Genomic DNA, 15,783 nt, shown 5'->3' on the forward strand with positions numbered 1-15,783 from the left:
CGTCGGAGCGAGGAACCGGTGGCGAGCCGACTGGAAGCCGATCAGCAGCAGCGCGCCTGACGGCTGTGCTCCCGGTCGTCGGCACGGCGCCGCTCCCAGGCGCGCCGATCCAGCGGGTGCTCGCCGTCGCGGGCGCACCGGGCGAGGTAGTCGTCCCAGCGCGCCTCTCCGGTGAACTCGCGCACGTACCAGCGCAGACCGGCCGTCGCCCGCCGCAGGGGAGCGAGCCCGCTCATCGCCGAGCCCCCGAGCCCGCGGCCTCGCGCTCGGCCTCCCAGGCGCGCACGGCCTCCTTCTCCGCCGCCGTGGCCAGGAAGCCCGAGGGCGCCACGATGGACGACGGGCTGGCCGGCACCTCGGTGGTGGGGAGGCCGCCAGCGCGCAGCGCGCGGACCCAGACGACGACCGCGTTGAGCACCACGACGAGGACGAGGCTCGCGAACACCGCCTGCAGCACGCCGTTGGTGGTGGAGTTGGTGATGACGGTGCCCATCTGGCCGGCGTCGGCGGCCGGTGCCAGCACCTCACCCGCCTCGCGAGCGGTGCGGTACCTGTCGGCCTGGGCGAAGTAGCCGATGGCCGGGTTGTCGGAGAAGACCTTCTGGTAGCTCGCCGACATGGTGGTGACGAGCGCCCAGGAGAGCGGGACGAGGGTGACCCACGCCCAGCGGGCCCGGCCGTGCTTGATCAGCAGCGTGGTGGCAAGGCACAGGGCGATGGCCGCCAGCAGCTGGTTGGCGATGCCGAAGAGCGGGAAGAGCTGGTTGATGCCGCCGAGGGGATCGCTGACGCCCACGTAGAGCAGGTAGCCCCACACGCCCACCACGACCGCGCTCGCGCCCCACGCGGCAGGTCGCCACGAGGTGTCGCCGAAGCGCGGCCACACGTTGCCGATCGAGTCGTGGAGCATGAAGCGACCCACCCGGGTGCCGGCGTCGACGGCGGTGAGGATGAACAGCGCCTCGAACATGATCGCGAAGTGGTACCAGAAGGCGGCGAGCCCGCCGCCGAAGGCGTCGGTGAAGACCTGGGAGATGCCGACCGCGAGCGTGGGCGCGCCGCCGGTGCGGGAGACCAGGTTGGGTTCCTGCACCGCGGCCGCCGCCTGGGTGAGCACGTCGGGGGAGACCGTGAAGCCGAGCGTGCCCACGAAGCGGGCTGCCGACTCGGCGGTGCCGCCGGTGGCACCGGCGGGGGAGTTCATCGCGAAGTAGAGGCCCTGGTCGATCACGCAGGCCGCGATGAGGGCGCTGATGGCGACGAAGGACTCCATGAGCATCCCGCCGTAGCCGATCATGCGCACCTGGCTCTCCTTGGCGATCATCTTCGGCGTCGTGCCCGAGGAGATGAGGGCGTGGAAGCCGGAGAGCGCACCGCAGGCGATCGTGATGAACACGAAGGGGAAGAGCTTGCCGGCGAAGACCGGGCCGTCGCCGTCGGTGGCGAAGGAGGTGACGGCGTCGGCCTGCAGCACCGGGCGGGCGAGCAGCAGGCCCACGGCGAGCAGCACGATGACGCCGACCTTCATGAAGGTGGAGAGGTAGTCGCGAGGGGTGAGCAGCAGCCACACCGGAAGCACCGAGGCGACGAAGCCGTAGACCACCAGTGCCACCACGAGCGTCTCGTGGGAGAGCGTGAGCGCCTCGCCGAGGGCGGTGCCGTCGACGAAGCCGCCGAGGGCGATCGCAAGCAGCAGCGCGACGACGCCGATCGCGGTCGCCTCGCTGACCCTGCCGGGGCGCAGGTAGCGCAGGTAGACGCCCATGAACAGCGCGATCGGGATGGTGAGCCCGATCGAGAACACGCCCCACGGCGACTCGGCGAGCGAGTTGACCACCACGAGCGCCAGCACGGCGAGGATCAGCATCATGATCGCGAACACCGCGACGAGCGCGGCGGTGCCGCCGACGACGCCGATCTCGTCGCGCACCATCTGCCCGAGGCTGCGGCCGTCGCGGCGCATGGAGAAGAACAGCACCACCATGTCCTGCACCGCACCCGCGGCGATGACGCCGACGATGATCCAGATCGTGCCGGGCAGGTAGCCCATCTGCGCGGCGAGCACGGGGCCGACCAGCGGCCCTGCGCCGGCGATGGCGGCGAAGTGGTGGCCGAAGAGCACGCGGCGATCGGTGACCTCGAAGTCGCGGCCGTTCTCGAGCCGCTCGGCGGGCGTGGCGCGGGCGTCGTCCACCTGGAGGACGCGGCGGGCGATGAAGCGTGCGTAGAAGCGGTAGGCGATCGCGTAGGACGACAGTGCCGCGAAGAGGATCCAGAGCGCCGAGACCTCCTCGCCGCGGGCGAGGGCCAGGACGCTCCAGCACACCGCGCCCACGACGGCGACGGCCACCCAGGCGGCGATCGAGAGCGCCGAGGAGGCGTGTGGGGCGGGCGGCGGGGGAGGGCCGATGAGGGTGGGTGCGGTGTCGGTCGCCATGGGGGAGCCTCCTCGCTCCTGGTGGGTGCCCCCGATGGCCGCCCACCGCCGCCCGGGCACCCGCACCCGAGCAGTAGTCTCGGCCGGGGCGTCGCTGCCGCTGGGGGTACGACCCTGAGCGGATACGATCGGCGGTCGAGCACCACCACTTCTACCGCACACCACCGACGATTCCCACGAGGAAGCAACGCTCTTGTTCGCCACACTCTCCGACCGGCTCAGCGCGACCTTCAAGAACCTGCGGGGAAAGGGTCGGCTCTCCGAGGCCGACATCGACGCCACCGCGCGCGAGATCCGCATCGCGCTGCTGGAGGCCGACGTCGCCCTGCCCGTGGTCAAGGACTTCGTGGCCGCCGTCAAGGAGCGGGCCCGCGGCGAGGAGGTGAGCGGCGCCCTCAACCCGGCCCAGCAGGTCGTGAAGATCGTCAACGACGAGCTCGTCACGATCCTCGGCGGCGAGACGCGTCGTCTGCGCTACGCCAAGACCGGTCCGACGGTCATCATGCTCGCGGGCCTGCAGGGTGCCGGCAAGACCACCCTCGCGGCCAAGCTCGCGCTGTGGCTCAAGGAGCAGGGCAAGACGCCGCTGCTGGTCGCCTGCGACCTCCAGCGCCCCAACGCCGTGCAGCAGCTGCAGGTCAACGGCGAGAAGGTCGGCGTCCCGGTGTACGCCCCCGAGCCGGGCAACGGCGTGGGCGACCCGGTGTCGGTGGCTCGCGCCTCGGTGGAGGAGGCCAAGCGCCGCCTGCACGACGTCGTGATCGTCGACACCGCGGGCCGCCTCGGCGTGGACGCCGAGATGATGGCGCAGGCCGCCGGGATCCGCGACGCGATCTCCCCCGACGAGGTGCTGTTCGTCGTCGACGCGATGATCGGCCAGGACGCGCTGAGCACCGCGCAGGCCTTCCTCGACGGCGTCGGCTACGACGGCGTCGTCCTCACCAAGCTCGACGGCGACGCGCGCGGTGGTGCGGCGCTGTCGATCCGCCAGGTCACCGGCCGCCCGGTCATGTTCGCCTCGTCGGGCGAGAAGATGACCGACTTCGACGTCTTCCACCCCGACCGGATGGCTTCGCGCATCCTCGACATGGGCGACGTGCTGACCCTGATCGAGCAGGCCGAGAAGGCCTTCGACCAGGAGGAGGCGCTCAAGGCCGCGCAGAAGATCACCGGCGGCGACTTCACCCTCGACGACTTCCTGAGCCAGATGCAGCAGCTGCGCAAGCTCGGCTCGATGCAGAAGATCCTCGGGATGTTGCCCGGCATGGGGCAGATCCGCGAGCAGCTCGAGAACTTCGACGACCGCGAGATCGACCGCGTCGAGGCGATCATCCGCTCGATGACCCCGGCCGAGCGCGACAACCCCAAGATCATCGACGGATCGCGTCGCGCCCGCATCGCGAAGGGTTCGGGTCGCACCGTCGCCGACGTCAACACGCTCGTCGACCGCTTCTTCGAGGCGCGCAAGATGATGATGCAGATGGCCCGCGGCGGAGGCATGCCCGGAATGCCCGGAATGCCCGGAATGCCGGGGATGGGCGGCCCCGGCGGCGGCAAGCGCGCGAACGCCAAGCAGAAGGCGAAGGCCAAGGGCAAGGGCGGTCAGCGCCGCTCGGGCAACCCGGCGAAGGCGGCGCAGGAGGCCGCAGCGGCCAAGGAGCGCGCGGCGGCGGCGACCCCGAACCCGTTCGGCATCGGCCAGGACATCGACTACGAGGCGGCCGCGGAGAACCTCGAGCTGCCCAAGGATTTCTCCAAGTTCCTCAAGTAGGCGCACGTCCGCGAGGAGGAGCCGATGGTCACGACACTGGTGGTGGACGCCGCCAACGTCGTCGGCGCGCGCCCCGACGGTTGGTGGAAGGACCGCGCCGGGGCCGCCCAGCGCCTGCACGAGCAGCTCCTGATCGCCGACGTGGGCTTCGAGTTCGTCGTCCTCGTGCTGGAAGGGCAGGCCAAGGGCGGTGTGCGGGCCGGACGCGACGCCCACGTGCGCACCGTGCACGCCGCGCGCGACGGCGACCGCACCATCGTCGAGGAGGCCAAGCGGGCGGTGGAGCGCGGGCACCGCACGGTCGTCGTCACGGCCGACCGCGCGCTGGACGCGCGGGTGCACGGCGTCGGGGCCACCACGCTGTCGCCCACCTGGTTGCTGTCGCAGCTCTGAATAGCGCGGGTCGTTGGTAGCGTCCGCCGGGTGAGCGCGCTGCGGTTCTCCGGCCCCGTCCTTCCGAGCGGCGAGAGCCGCGACCTGTTCGTCGTCGACGGCACCGTCACCTACGAACGCCCCGCGGGCGCCGAGCTGGCCGCGAGCGGCTGGATCGTGCCCGGCCTCGTCGACGCCCACAACCACCTCGGCCTCGAGGACGGCGGAGCCGTGCCCGACGACGAGATCGAGCGCCAGGCCCTGGCCGATCGCGACAGCGGGGTGCTGCTGACCCGTGACTGCGGGTCGCCTGCCGACACCCGCTGGGTGCAGGAGCGCGAGGACCTGCCGCGGCTGATCCGCTGCGGGCGCCACGTCGCGCGCACCCGCCGCTACATCCGGGGCTACGCCCACGAGGTGGAGCCGGAGCAGCTGGCCGACGAGGTCGCCCGCCAGGCCGCTGCCGGGGACGGCTGGGTCAAGCTGGTCGGCGACTGGATCTCACGCGAGGACGGCGACCTGGCGCCGTCCTTCCCCGCCGAGGCCGTCGCGGCGGCGATCGCCGCCGCGCATGCGGCAGGCGCCAAGGTCACCGCCCACTGCTTCGGCACCTCCTCGATCGGTCCGCTGCTCGAGGCGGGCATCGACTGCATCGAGCACGGCACCGGGCTGGCCCCCGAGCACCTCGAGGCGATGGCGTCGCGCGGCGTCGCGCTCGTGCCCACGGTGCTGCAGACCGACAAGTTCCCGGGCTTCGCCGAGGCCGGCCGTGAGAAGTTCCCCGCCTACGCCGCCACCATGGAGCAGCTGCACCGGCGGCGCCGTGAGGTGCTGATGCAGGCGCACGAGGCCGGGATCGCGCTCTACGTGGGCAGCGACGGCGGCGGGACGACGCGCCACGGCGTTCTGCACGAGGAGATCCTCGCCCTGCACGCGATGGGGCTGCCGGCCGAGGAGGTGCTCGCCGCCGCCACCTGGCGCGGACGGGCCTGGCTGGGCTTCCCCGGCGGTCTCGACGAGGGCGACCCCGCCGACTTCGTGGTGTACCCCCGTGATCCGCGCCTCGACCTCACCGTGCTGGCCGAGCCGGCGTGCGTCGTCCTCAGGGGACGGGTGGTGGCGCGGACCTGATCGGCTGGACCTGATCGGCTGGATCTGATCGGCTGGACCTGATGGCACAGGACCGCCGGGCGCGCGGTGCCGACGGCGCGCCCGGCGGTCGCCGGTGAGGGTGGTGCTGGCTCAGGCGGTGGTGGAGCCGTCGGCGCCGCCGCCGCCCAGCAGGGCGCCGAGCAGGCCGTCGAGCAGGTCCGCGGCGGCGTCCAGCAGCGAGCCCGCCGCCTTGAGATCGGCTCGCGTGCTGCTGGCGTCGATGCCCAGGGCGGCCGTGACCAGGTCCTTGACCATCGCCTCGAGGTTGGCGTCGGCCGGCGACTGGGCGAGCAGGCGGCTGGCGGCGTTGAGCAGTGCGATCGCGCGCTGGTAGTTCTCCACCCGCAGCGCGCGCAGCTGGGTGCGGGCCTCCCGCACGCTGGTGGTGCCGGCCTTCACCGCGTCGGCGAGGGCGTCGAGGATGGAGCGATCGGCGGTGATGGAGACGGTCAGCGTCGCCTCCTGGTCGTCGGCGAGCCGCTTGAGGGCACGGGAGGAGGCCAGGCGGGTGAGGTAGCGGTCCTTGGCGGCGATCTCGCGCAGGACGCTGCGGGCGCCCGGTCCGCGCTGGGCGGCCTTGCCGTGGGCGGCGTGGGCCGCGTGGGCGGCGTGAGCGGCGTGGGGCGCGGCGCTGGCGGTGCCGGCGGCGAGCGCCGTGGCGGCGGGGGTGGCGAGCAGGCTGGCGGCGGCGAGAGCGGCGACGGTGCTGCGGCGCAGACGGAGCATGGCGGTGTCCTTCCGTGGACGGTTGTGCCGCTCCGGGAGGAGCGGCCGGGAGCGTCGACCTCCTGGTCGACGCGTCCATCCTCGCCGCGCGGAGCCACCTGTCGGCACCCTCGCGCGCACCGTCCGCACGGGTCCGTAGCGACCACGCCGGCGGGACCCCCGTCCCTGGGACGTCGCTCCTCCTCGTCTCCTCCTCGTCGCGGTGACGGGCGCACCTCTCAGGGCCCGTCCGGCCGGCGCGCGGCACCCCTCGGCGGATTTCGGGCGTGCCGCCGACCTCTGGCATGCTTGGGCGCTGAGTTCTGCGCGGGTAGATCCCTCTCATCCGCCCGTGCAGCGCCAACCGGGGCCGGCGGCCGGTGTTCCCCACCCAGGCCATCCCGGTCCCACCCATCACCAGTTCTCAAGGAGACACCACTCAAGTGGCCGTCAAGATCCGACTCAAGCGCCTGGGCAAGGTCCGGGTTCCGCAGTACCGCATCGTCGTCACCGACTCGCGCACCAAGCGCGACGGCAAGGTGATCGAGGAGATCGGCAAGTACCACCCCAAGGAGGACCCGTCGTACATCGACGTCGTCTCCGAGCGGGCGCAGTACTGGCTGGGCGTCGGCGCGCAGCCGAGCGAGGCCGTCGAGGCCATCCTCAAGGTCACCGGCGACTGGCAGAAGTTCAAGGGCATCGAGGGCGCCGAGGGCACCCTCAAGGTCAAGGAGCCGAAGCGCGACAAGCTCGAGATCTTCAACGAGGCCCTCAAGGAGGCCGCCAACGAGCCCAAGGGCGCCGCGGTGACCGCCAAGAAGGAGAAGGCCGAGAAGAAGGTCGAGGAGCCCGCCGCCGAGGAGAAGCCGGCCGAGGCCCCCGCCGAGGAGCCCACCGCCGAGGCGCCCGCCGCCGAGGAGGCCTGAGCCGATGCTCGCCGACGCGCTCGAGCACCTCGTCCGCGGCGTGGTCGACCACCCCGACGACGTCGTGGTGCGCGACAAGCAGCTGCGGCGCGGCTCGATCCTCGAGGTCCGGGTGCACCCCGACGACCTCGGCAAGGTGATCGGGCGCGGCGGTCGCACGGCCACGGCGTTTCGCACCGTGATCGCGGCGATCGCCGGCAACAGCACCACCCGGGTCGACTTCGTCGACACCGACCGCCGCTGAGGCGGCACCCGCGCCGACCGCACGGCGTGAGGTGAGCGAACGGGCGTCCCCCTCACCGGGGGGCGCCCGTTCGTCGTCCACGAGCGGGTTCGGCGTACGCTTCGGCCCCGTGGACAACTCCTCGCAGCCACCTCCGCAGCCACCTTCGCAGCAGCAGAGCCTGGAGGTCGTGGTGGGCCGGATCGGCAAGCCCCACGGGGTACGCGGCGAGGTCACCATCGACGTGCGCACCGACGAGCCCGAGCGCCGGTTCGCCGTCGGCGCCCGCCTGCGGGCCCGCCCCCCGCGCGGTGCCGCCTTCGCGCTCGACGAGCTGACCGTCGGGCGCACCCGCTGGCACCAGGGCGTGCTGCTCGTGACCTTCGAGGAGTTCGCCGACCGCACCGCGGCCGAGGGCGCGCGCGGCGTCGTCCTGGCCCTCGACGTGCCGGTCGACGAGCGCCCCGAGGACCCCGAGGAGTTCTACGACCACCAGCTCGAGGGCCTCGCGGTCGTGGACGTCGACGGGCGCGCCCTCGGCGTGGTCGCGGGCGTCGTCCACGGTGCCCAGGACCTGCTGCGGGTGCGCACGCCGGACGGCCGCGACGCGCTCGTGCCCTTCGTGAGCGCGCTGGTGCCGGAGGTGGACCTGGCGGGTGGCCGCGTGGTGGTGGCCGACCGCCCCGGGCTCGTGACGCCGTTCCCCGACGAGGCCGCCGACGCCGACGCCGCCGCCGCCGACGCCGACGCCGACGAGGGCCGGGCGTGAGGCTCGACTACGTCACGATCTTCCCCGACTTCTTCGCCCCGCTGCAGCTCTCGCTGCCGGGGCGCGCGGCGGACAGCGGTCTGGTGAGCTTCGGCGTCCACGACCTGCGCGGTTGGACCCACGACCGCCACCGCACGGTCGACGACACGCCCTACGGGGGAGGCGCCGGCATGGTGATGCGGCCCGAGCCCTGGGGGGAGGCGCTCGACGAGCTCCTCACCGACGCCTCGGTCGTCGTCGTCACCAGCCCCGCCGGACGCCGCTTCGACCAGGCCCTGGCCGCCGAGCTGGCCGGCGAGCAGCACCTGGTGTTCGCCTGCGGGCGCTACGAGGGCATCGACCAGCGGGTGATCGACGAGGCGGGCGAGCGCGCCCGCGTCGTCGAGATCAGCCTCGGCGACTACGTGCTGAACGGCGGCGAGGTGGCGGCGCTGGCCGTCACCGAGGCGGTCGTGCGCCTGCTGCCCGGCTTCATGGGCAACGCCGCGTCGCTGGAGGAGGAGTCGCACGCGGCCGGCACGGGCGGCCTGCTGGAGTACCCTGTCTACACGAAGCCGGCCACGTGGCGGGGCCGCGCGGTGCCCGACGTCCTGCGCTCGGGCGACCACGGTCGGATCGCCCGCTGGCGTCGGGAGCAGTCGGTGGAGCGCACGGCCCGCCGCCGACCCGACCTGCTGGCGCCGAGCGTGCTCGCCGACGACGAGGTGCTGCGCCCCGCGACGGCCTCCGACGCCCCCGAGCTGCTCGTGCTCCAGCGGGCCTGCTGGATGCAGGAGGCCCTCGCCAACGACCGGCTCGACATCCCGGCCCTCCATGAGAGCCTGGACGACGTCCGCGCCTGGCTGGGCACGTGGCAGACCTGGGTGCTGCGCCGTTCCGGCCGCCTGGTGGGCGCCGTGCGGGGTCGGCTCCTGGACGACGGCCCGACCGCGGGCGCCTGGGACATCGGGCGGCTCATGGTCGCCCCCGACCTGCAGGGAGAAGGACTCGGGCGGCGGCTCCTGGAGCACATCCAGGCCGTGGCGCCCGCCGAGGCGTCGTCCTACGTGCTGTTCACAGGGGCCGCGAGCTCCGACAACCAGCGGCTCTACCGTCGCGCCGGGTTCCGGGTGCGCGCCGACCTCGAGGCGCCGCCGGGGGCGATCGTGCTCACCAAACCCCGCCGTCGATGACGTTCGGGGAGCCTGGCGGCGAGCGGGCGGGCCGAGGTGTTCACCGCCACGTCACACCCTGGCCCAACCTGTAACGCCCGCGAAACGAACGGCTCGGCTGCGCGAAACGGCGGGCGGTCAGAGTTCGGGACCAGACGCGGGCCGCCAATGGCGGCGGCCTCAGCTGGTGGGTCGAGGTCAGACCCGTCTCTCCCGAGGAGTTCCTTTCGATGACCCTTCCTGTGATGTGGCTGCTGCTCACCGCGGCCCTCGTCCTCTTCATGACGCCCGGCCTGGCGTTCTTCTACGGCGGCCTCGTCAAGTCCAAGAGCGTCATCTCGATGATGATGCTGAGCTTCGGATCCATCGGACTCGTGGGGGTCCTGTGGGTCCTCTACGGCTTCAACCAGGCCTTCGTCGACGGCACGTCGAACGACTGGATCCCCGAGGTGCTCGGCAACCCGTTCTCCGACTTCGGTCTGCAGGACGCCGCGAAGGCGGCGTTCGAGGGTGGTGACGGCGGTGCCGCCGCCGGTGTCGTGCTCGCCAGCGCGATCTTCGGTGCGACCTTCGCGATCATCACCGTCGCGCTGATCTCCGGCTCGATCGCCGACCGCGCCCGCTTCTGGCCCTGGATGCTGTTCGCCGGCGTGTTCGCCACGCTCGTCTACTTCCCCGTCGCCTCGTGGGTCTTCGCCTTCGTGGTCAACGAGGACGGCTCCACCACGTTCACCGGCTGGGTGGGGCAGCTCGGTGCACACCTCGGCTTCGACGTCAGCACCATCGACTTCGCCGGTGGCACCGCGGTGCACATCAACGCCGGCGCCGCGGCCCTGGCCCTCGCGATCGTGCTCGGCAAGCGCAAGGTCGGCTTCTCCAAGGAGGAGGCGCAGCCGCACAACGTGCCGCTCGTGCTCATCGGCACCGCGATCCTGTGGTTCGGCTGGTTCGGCTTCAACGGCGGCGCTGCGACCGCCGACGGCCAGGTCGGCCTGATCTTCGTCAACACCATGGTGGCCCCGGCCGCCGCGCTCGTCGGCTGGATCGTCGTGGAGCACTTCAAGGAGGGCAAGGCCACCGCGGTGGGCGCCGCCTCGGGCATCGTGGCCGGTCTGGTCGCCATCACCCCGGCCTGTGCCAACCTCTCGCCGATCTGGGCCATCGTCCTCGGCTTCGTCGCCGGTGGCGTGTGCGCCGTCACGATCGAGCTGAAGTACAAGATCGGCATCGACGACAGCCTCGACGTCGTGGGCATCCACCTCGTCGCCGGCTTCATCGGCACCCTCTACCTGGGCTTCTTCGCGATCGACACCGGCCTGTTCACCGGCGGCAACATCGACCAGCTGATCGTCCAGGCCATCCCGGCCGTCGCGATCGCCGCCTACTCCTTCGTGATGGCCTTCGTGATCGGCACGGTCATCGAGAAGACCATCGGCTTCCGCGCCAAGGAGGAGGACGAGATCGCCGGCATCGACCTCGCGCTGCACGGCGAGGGCTACGCGATCAACTGACACCCCCGTCGCGGCCTGCTCCCGCCGCTGACACCCGGTCCTCAGGCCCGTCCCGCCGCTCGGCGGGGCGGGCCTGAGGTGCGTTCCGGGTCCCTCCCCGGCGGACGTCAGTCGGACCGCAGCGCCCGGCTGCCCGCGACGATGCGGGTGCTGAGGTCCTCGACCTCGTCGAGCACGTCGCGCGCCAGCCAGACCGGGGCGCGGCGCGAGCGGGGGGCCTTCACGAGCACGCGGGCATCGAGCGCCTGCGCGAGGGCCGCGCGGGCGTCGTCCTCGCCGAGGTGGAGGCGCTCGCGCACGAGGGCGAGATTGGCGATGGGCTCCTCCGTGAGCAGGTCCAGCAGCCGGAAGAGCGGGGTGCCGGCACGCGGCGACCCGGCGCGCTCACCCCACGCCTCGCGGATCTCGACCACGTCGGTGGCGGCCTTCCACGACTCGCTCGTGGCGATGCGGATGGCGACCGCCAGCATCGCCACGATCGTGCGCGCATTGCCGGCGCGGTAGTCGTTGAGGGCGGCGAAGTAGCGCTCGCGATGCGCCACGAGGGCCGAGGCGATCGGCACGGTGAGGTGCCGTGTGGCGCGGCGGCGCCGCAGCACCGCGTGGATGAGTGTGCGTCCGATGCGGCCGTTGCCGTCGATGAAGGGGTGGATCGACTCGAACTGCGCGTGCACGATCGCGGCCTGGACGACGGGGGGCAGGTCGTCGCGGTTCGCGAAGGCGAAGAGGTCGTCGAGGTAGTCCGGCACGGTCTCGGGCGGGGGAGGCACGTGCAGGGCGTCGCGCGGCGAGTAGTCGCTGCCGCCGACCCAGTTCTGGGTGGTGCGGTAGGTGCCGGCCCGGTGGGCCTCGGAGGCGTTGCGCCGGAACAGGTCGTGGTGGGCGGCCAGGATCGCCTCGGAGCGGATGCGACGGGTGGCGTCGGCGTCGCGGATCATCCGGGTGAGGGCGGCGGTGGCCGAGGCCATCGAGATCGCCGAGGCGTTGGCGCCCACGCCGAGCAGCGCGCGACCGTAGTCGGCCAGGCTGGCGTCGACGTTCTCGATCTTCGAGGAGTCGACCGACTCGGTGCGCAGCTGCAGGTGGTTGAGCGCCCTGAGGGTGCGCCCGTGCACCAGGTCGAGGTGGCCCAGGTCGCCGGCGCAGGCCTGCGTCATCGCGGCGAGCGGCCGGTCCATGGGGTAGTCGAGGTCGCGGATCAGCGGCGGCAGGCTCACCCGGATCTCGCGCACCGTCCGGTCGATCCTCGGCCCGCGGGCCGAGCGCTGCTGCCAGGGCCGCACCTCGTAGCGGTGCGGTTGCCAGTCGAGGTCGAGGCGCGCGCTCATGGCCCGATTGTCCCGGACGCGACCGCCCAGGCGTCGGAGAACGACTCCGACGCCGGGGCGGCGCGGTGATCAGCCGGCGGAGGCGAGCAGTGCGTTCTGGAGCTCGATCACGCAACCGCCCACCGGGGTGTTGACCAGCTGCTGCGTCAGCGGGGCGATGCCCGCGGCCAGCGCCGCCTCGGCCTCCAGGACCTGGGTGCGGTAGGGCGCGCAGGGCGGGCTCAGCAGGTCGCACAGGGTGGTACCGCCCTGGGCGGAGGCGGCGATCAGCGGGGTCACCAGCGGAGCCAGCTGCTGCTCGTAGCGGGGGTACTGGCTGAGGATCGGCCCGATGAGCTGCACCGCCGGCGGGTAGGCGGCCGCCGCCGCGAACGCCTCGGAGGACAAGGGGCCGAAGGCGGGCGCGAAGGGGATGAGCGACTGCAGACCGCCGGCGTTGCGTTCGGGTCCGCCCTCGACCAGGTCGACCGGGCACGGGGCGATGCGGGTCGCCGGGGCGACGCGCGCGTCGGGGCGGGAGTCGTGAGGGAGCGCGGTGCGGCCCTAGTTAGAACAGAACAAAGCCGAGTCAAATGATCGATCAGCGGACCCGCGTGACCAAGGTGACACCGTGACCCGGTGGGAACGACCGCAGCGCGTCGTGGGTCCGGGTGGATCGGCCCGGCTGCCCGACCGAGCAGATCAGCCTCCTCCGACGGGGAGGTCGCAGATTTCTATCGCGCCACGCCGCTGTGGGATGATCACGGGTCGGTGTTCGCGGACGCTTCTGCCACAGGGGAACCGTCGACCGCGCACCGCGTCGCATCCACCCACGTCCGCGGCTGACCTGTGGCACTCGCGAGGAGAACCATGACCAACCCCAGCCCCGCCCTCGTCACCGAGCTCGGCAACGCCGCCAAGCGTGACGACGTCCCCGCCTTCCGTGCCGGCGACACCGTCAAGGTCCACGTGAAGGTCGTCGAGGGCAACCGCGCCCGCGTCCAGGTCTTCCAGGGCGTCGTCATCCGCGTCCACGGCTCGGGCATCGGCCGCACCTTCACGGTGCGCAAGGTGTCCTTCGGTGTGGGTGTCGAGCGCACCTTCCCGCTCCACTCGCCCATCTTCGAGAAGATCGAGGTCGTCACCCGCGGTGACGTCCGCCGCGCGAAGCTCTACTACCTGCGCAACCTGCGCGGCAAGGCCGCCAAGATCAAGGAGCGTCGCGAGCTCTGATCGCTCCCGCTCCAGCGCTTTCCACGGGGGCCCGACCGTCACGGTCGGGCCCCCGTGGCGTTCAACTGGGCACGTCCGTTGACGCGGGGAGTGGCGGGTGACGGGATCGGGTCGGCGGCTGCTTAGACTCGACCCTCGTGAGCACCGACCAGCCCGACGACGTCCCTGCCGGCCCTGTCGGAGGCGAGGGCGAGCGAGGCGGGGGCAAGCACACCGCGGGCGCTGCCACCGAGTCCGGCGCCGGCGCGAGCGCTGGTGGCGCGGAGGAGAAGCGCCACCTGCCGGTGTGGCAGGAGAGCATCCTGCTCGTCGCCGTGGCGCTCGGCCTGGCGGTGCTGATCAAGGCGCTGTTCGTCCAGGCCTTCTACATCCCGTCCGAATCGATGGAGCCCGGCCTCGTCCAGAACGACCGGATCCTCGTGCAGAAGCCGTCGTACTGGTTCGGCGGATCCCCCGACCGCGGCGACGTCATCGTCTTCGCCGACCCGGGCAACTGGCTCACCGGCGCCGAGGACGCCGGCCCGCGCGGCCTGGCCAACCTGCTCTCGAAGGTCGGGCTCTACCCGACTGGCGGGCACCTGGTGAAGCGGGTGATCGGAACCGAGGGCGACATCATCTCGTGCTGCGACTCCCAGGGCCGGATCATGGTCAACGGCAAGCCGATCGACGAGTCGCAGTACCTCGCGAAGGACCCCGGCCAGTGCAACGCGTCGCTGGAGGACTTCCTCACCGACGACGAGTCGCCGCTCGGCAAGCCGTGCCGGTGGACGATCGGGCCGGTGCCGAAGGGCAAGCTGTTCGTGCTCGGCGACAACCGGGCCAACTCCGCCGACTCCCGGGCCCACCTGTGCGCCCCCGGTGAGGATCCGTGCACCCAGAGCCCCTGGGTCGACACCTCGCTGGTGGTCGGCAAGGTGTTCACCCTGATCTGGCCGCAGAGCCGCTGGCGCTGGATCGGCACCGCCGACGCCTTCGCCGACGTGCCCGATGACCCGCCGGCCGACCTGCGCAAGCGCGCCGCCGAGCTCGCCGAGCGCTGAGGTCGGTGGCTGCTCCCGCTCCCCGTCGTCCGGGCGCCCCGGCCCGTCCGTCCGCGGGTGGGTCGCGTCCGAGCCTGCGCTTCGAGCGGTCGCTGCTGCGCGAGGGCGTCGTCCACCTCGCCTGCGCCGACGAGGTCGGGCGCGGAGCGCTGAGCGGGCCGGTGACGATCGGCATGGTCGTCATGCGCCTCGACACGCCCACGGCCCCCGCGGGGGTCCGCGACTCCAAGCTGCTCACGCCCGAGGCCCGGGTGCGGCTCGCTCCGCGGGTGCGGCGCTGGGCCGTGGCCCACGCGGTGGGGCACGCCACCGCTGCGGAGATCGACGCCGTCGGCATCGTCGCGGCACTGCGCCTGGCGGGGCACCGGGCGCTCGCGGGGCTCGACGTCCGCCCCGACCTCGTGCTGCTTGACGGCAACCACGACTACCTGCGCCATCGCGTCGGCCCGGAGGGCGCGGACGGCGAGGCGCCCGGGGAGGGTGCGGCGCACGCGGACCTCCTGCCGCAGGTGCCGCCGGTCGTCACGCGGATCAAGGCGGACCTGCGCTGTTCCGGCGTCGCCGCCGCCAGCATCCTGGCCAAGACCGAGCGCGACGCCCTGATGATCGCCCTGCACGACGAGCACCCCGGCTACGGGTGGAACGTCAACAAGGGCTACGCGGCACCCGACCACCTCGAGGCGCTGCGCAGCCTCGGCCCGTGCGCGCAGCACCGGCGCTCGTGGCGCCTGCCGGGCGTCGTCCCCGACGGCGCCGCCTCGGCGCTGGCCGCCGGGGGACTAGAGTCGGCGTCGTGAGTGCCGAGGAGCTCGAGAAGTACGAGACCGAGCAGGAGCTGAACCTCTATCGCGAGTACCGCGACGTCGTCGGCATCTTCAAGTACGTCGTCGAGACCGACCGGCGCTTCTACCTGTGCAACTCCGTGGACGTGAAGGCTCGCTCGGAGAACGGCGACGTCTTCTTCGAGGTGACCATCGCCGACGCCTGGGTGTGGGACATGTACCGCCCGGCCCGCTTCGCCAAGAACGTCAAGGTGCTCACCTTCAAGGACGTCAACGTCGAGGAGCTCGCCGGCTCCGACCTCGAGCTGCCGAAGTCCTGACCCCGTCGCTCCACGGGCCCGGTTCGCCGCGCTGGCCGATCGGGCTCCCAGGACGGTCCCGCCCGGGTCCCTGACCGGGTCCCG

Annotated in this window: 17 protein-coding genes; 12 read left to right on the forward strand and 5 right to left on the reverse strand. The window is 72.5% G+C overall.

The genetic code is table 11. The annotated features are described in order from the left end of the window. Window positions 1-41: 41 nt before the first annotated feature. Window positions 42-236 carry a CstA-like transporter-associated (seleno)protein gene (locus ACERUN_RS17905; protein WP_370291449.1) on the reverse strand — a complete coding sequence of 65 codons (195 nt, stop codon included), beginning with the start codon at window positions 234-236 and terminating at the stop codon, window positions 42-44. Further along, window positions 233-2,437, reverse strand: a complete 2,205-nt coding sequence (locus ACERUN_RS17910; RefSeq protein WP_370291450.1) for a carbon starvation CstA family protein — start codon at window positions 2,435-2,437, stop codon at window positions 233-235. Before ACERUN_RS17910 ends, ACERUN_RS17905 begins: the two co-directional genes overlap by 4 nt. 193 nt (window positions 2,438-2,630) lie before the next feature. Between ACERUN_RS17910 and ffh the strand changes: the two genes are divergently transcribed. Genes ffh through ACERUN_RS17925 form a run of 3 tightly spaced genes read left to right on the forward strand, consistent with a single transcriptional unit; the run spans window position 2,631 to window position 5,711 of the window. Then, complete coding sequence (gene ffh / locus ACERUN_RS17915) at window positions 2,631-4,208, forward strand: signal recognition particle protein (protein WP_370291452.1); 1,578 nt, start codon at window positions 2,631-2,633, stop codon at window positions 4,206-4,208. A gap of 24 nt (window positions 4,209-4,232) precedes the next feature. Next, complete coding sequence (locus ACERUN_RS17920) at window positions 4,233-4,601, forward strand: hypothetical protein (protein ID WP_370291453.1); 369 nt, start codon at window positions 4,233-4,235, stop codon at window positions 4,599-4,601. Window positions 4,602-4,631: 30 nt separating this feature from the next. Continuing rightward, window positions 4,632-5,711, forward strand: a complete 1,080-nt coding sequence (locus ACERUN_RS17925; protein WP_370291454.1) for an amidohydrolase family protein — start codon at window positions 4,632-4,634, stop codon at window positions 5,709-5,711. Window positions 5,712-5,822: 111 nt separating this feature from the next. On the opposite strand, the gene ACERUN_RS17930 is transcribed toward ACERUN_RS17925, so the two are convergent. Further along, window positions 5,823-6,458: a hypothetical protein gene (locus ACERUN_RS17930; RefSeq protein ID WP_370291455.1), complete on the reverse strand. Its 636-nt coding sequence runs from the start codon at window positions 6,456-6,458 to the stop codon at window positions 5,823-5,825. Window positions 6,459-6,880: 422 nt separating this feature from the next. On the opposite strand from ACERUN_RS17930, the gene rpsP reads away from it, so the two are divergent. The 5 genes from rpsP to ACERUN_RS17955 all read left to right on the forward strand — a co-directional run bounded on the left by rpsP (window position 6,881) and on the right by ACERUN_RS17955 (window position 11,017). Next, on the forward strand, window positions 6,881-7,363 hold the full coding sequence (gene rpsP, locus ACERUN_RS17935) for a 30S ribosomal protein S16 (RefSeq protein ID WP_370291457.1): 483 nt from the start codon (window positions 6,881-6,883) through the stop codon (window positions 7,361-7,363). Window positions 7,364-7,367: 4 nt separating this feature from the next. After that, a complete protein-coding gene (locus tag ACERUN_RS17940) occupies window positions 7,368-7,607 on the forward strand; it encodes an RNA-binding protein (protein ID WP_370291458.1) in 240 nt (79 codons plus the stop codon). Between the two features lie 109 nt (window positions 7,608-7,716). Next, window positions 7,717-8,355, forward strand: a complete 639-nt coding sequence (rimM, locus tag ACERUN_RS17945; protein WP_370291460.1) for a ribosome maturation factor RimM — start codon at window positions 7,717-7,719, stop codon at window positions 8,353-8,355. Next, window positions 8,352-9,527, forward strand: a complete 1,176-nt coding sequence (trmD, locus tag ACERUN_RS17950; protein ID WP_370291462.1) for a tRNA (guanosine(37)-N1)-methyltransferase TrmD — start codon at window positions 8,352-8,354, stop codon at window positions 9,525-9,527. Before rimM ends, trmD begins: the two co-directional genes overlap by 4 nt. A 209-nt stretch (window positions 9,528-9,736) precedes the next feature. Beyond that, window positions 9,737-11,017, forward strand: coding sequence for an ammonium transporter (locus ACERUN_RS17955; protein ID WP_370291463.1), 1,281 nt, complete (start codon window positions 9,737-9,739; stop codon window positions 11,015-11,017). A 107-nt stretch (window positions 11,018-11,124) separates the two neighbouring features. Here the strand turns inward: ACERUN_RS17955 and ACERUN_RS17960 are convergent, their stop codons facing one another. Together ACERUN_RS17960 and ACERUN_RS17965 are read right to left on the reverse strand one after the other, a co-directional pair. Beyond that, complete coding sequence (locus ACERUN_RS17960; protein WP_370291465.1) at window positions 11,125-12,345, reverse strand: Fic family protein; 1,221 nt, start codon at window positions 12,343-12,345, stop codon at window positions 11,125-11,127. Window positions 12,346-12,414: 69 nt separating this feature from the next. Beyond that, window positions 12,415-12,732 (reverse strand): hypothetical protein, encoded by a 318-nt coding sequence (locus ACERUN_RS17965; RefSeq protein ID WP_370291466.1) that lies wholly within the window; start codon window positions 12,730-12,732, stop codon window positions 12,415-12,417. A 462-nt stretch (window positions 12,733-13,194) separates the two neighbouring features. On the opposite strand from ACERUN_RS17965, the gene rplS reads away from it, so the two are divergent. The 4 genes from rplS (at window position 13,195) to ACERUN_RS17985 (ending at window position 15,699) form a co-directional block, all read left to right on the forward strand. Continuing rightward, the gene (rplS, locus tag ACERUN_RS17970; protein ID WP_370291468.1) at window positions 13,195-13,557 is read left to right on the forward strand and encodes a 50S ribosomal protein L19; all 363 of its coding nucleotides are present in this window, start codon (window positions 13,195-13,197) and stop codon (window positions 13,555-13,557) included. Window positions 13,558-13,694: 137 nt separating this feature from the next. After that, window positions 13,695-14,597: a signal peptidase I gene (lepB, locus tag ACERUN_RS17975; RefSeq protein ID WP_370291469.1), complete on the forward strand. Its 903-nt coding sequence runs from the start codon at window positions 13,695-13,697 to the stop codon at window positions 14,595-14,597. Between the two features lie 5 nt (window positions 14,598-14,602). After that, window positions 14,603-15,394: a ribonuclease HII gene (locus tag ACERUN_RS17980; RefSeq protein WP_370291470.1), complete on the forward strand. Its 792-nt coding sequence runs from the start codon at window positions 14,603-14,605 to the stop codon at window positions 15,392-15,394. Next, window positions 15,391-15,699, forward strand: coding sequence for a DUF2469 domain-containing protein (locus ACERUN_RS17985; protein ID WP_370291471.1), 309 nt, complete (start codon window positions 15,391-15,393; stop codon window positions 15,697-15,699). Before ACERUN_RS17980 ends, ACERUN_RS17985 begins: the two co-directional genes overlap by 4 nt. Window positions 15,700-15,783 lie beyond the last annotated feature (84 nt).

Source organism: Nocardioides sp., assembly GCF_964229035.1.
Taxonomy (GTDB): Bacteria; Actinomycetota; Actinomycetes; order Propionibacteriales; family Nocardioidaceae; genus Nocardioides.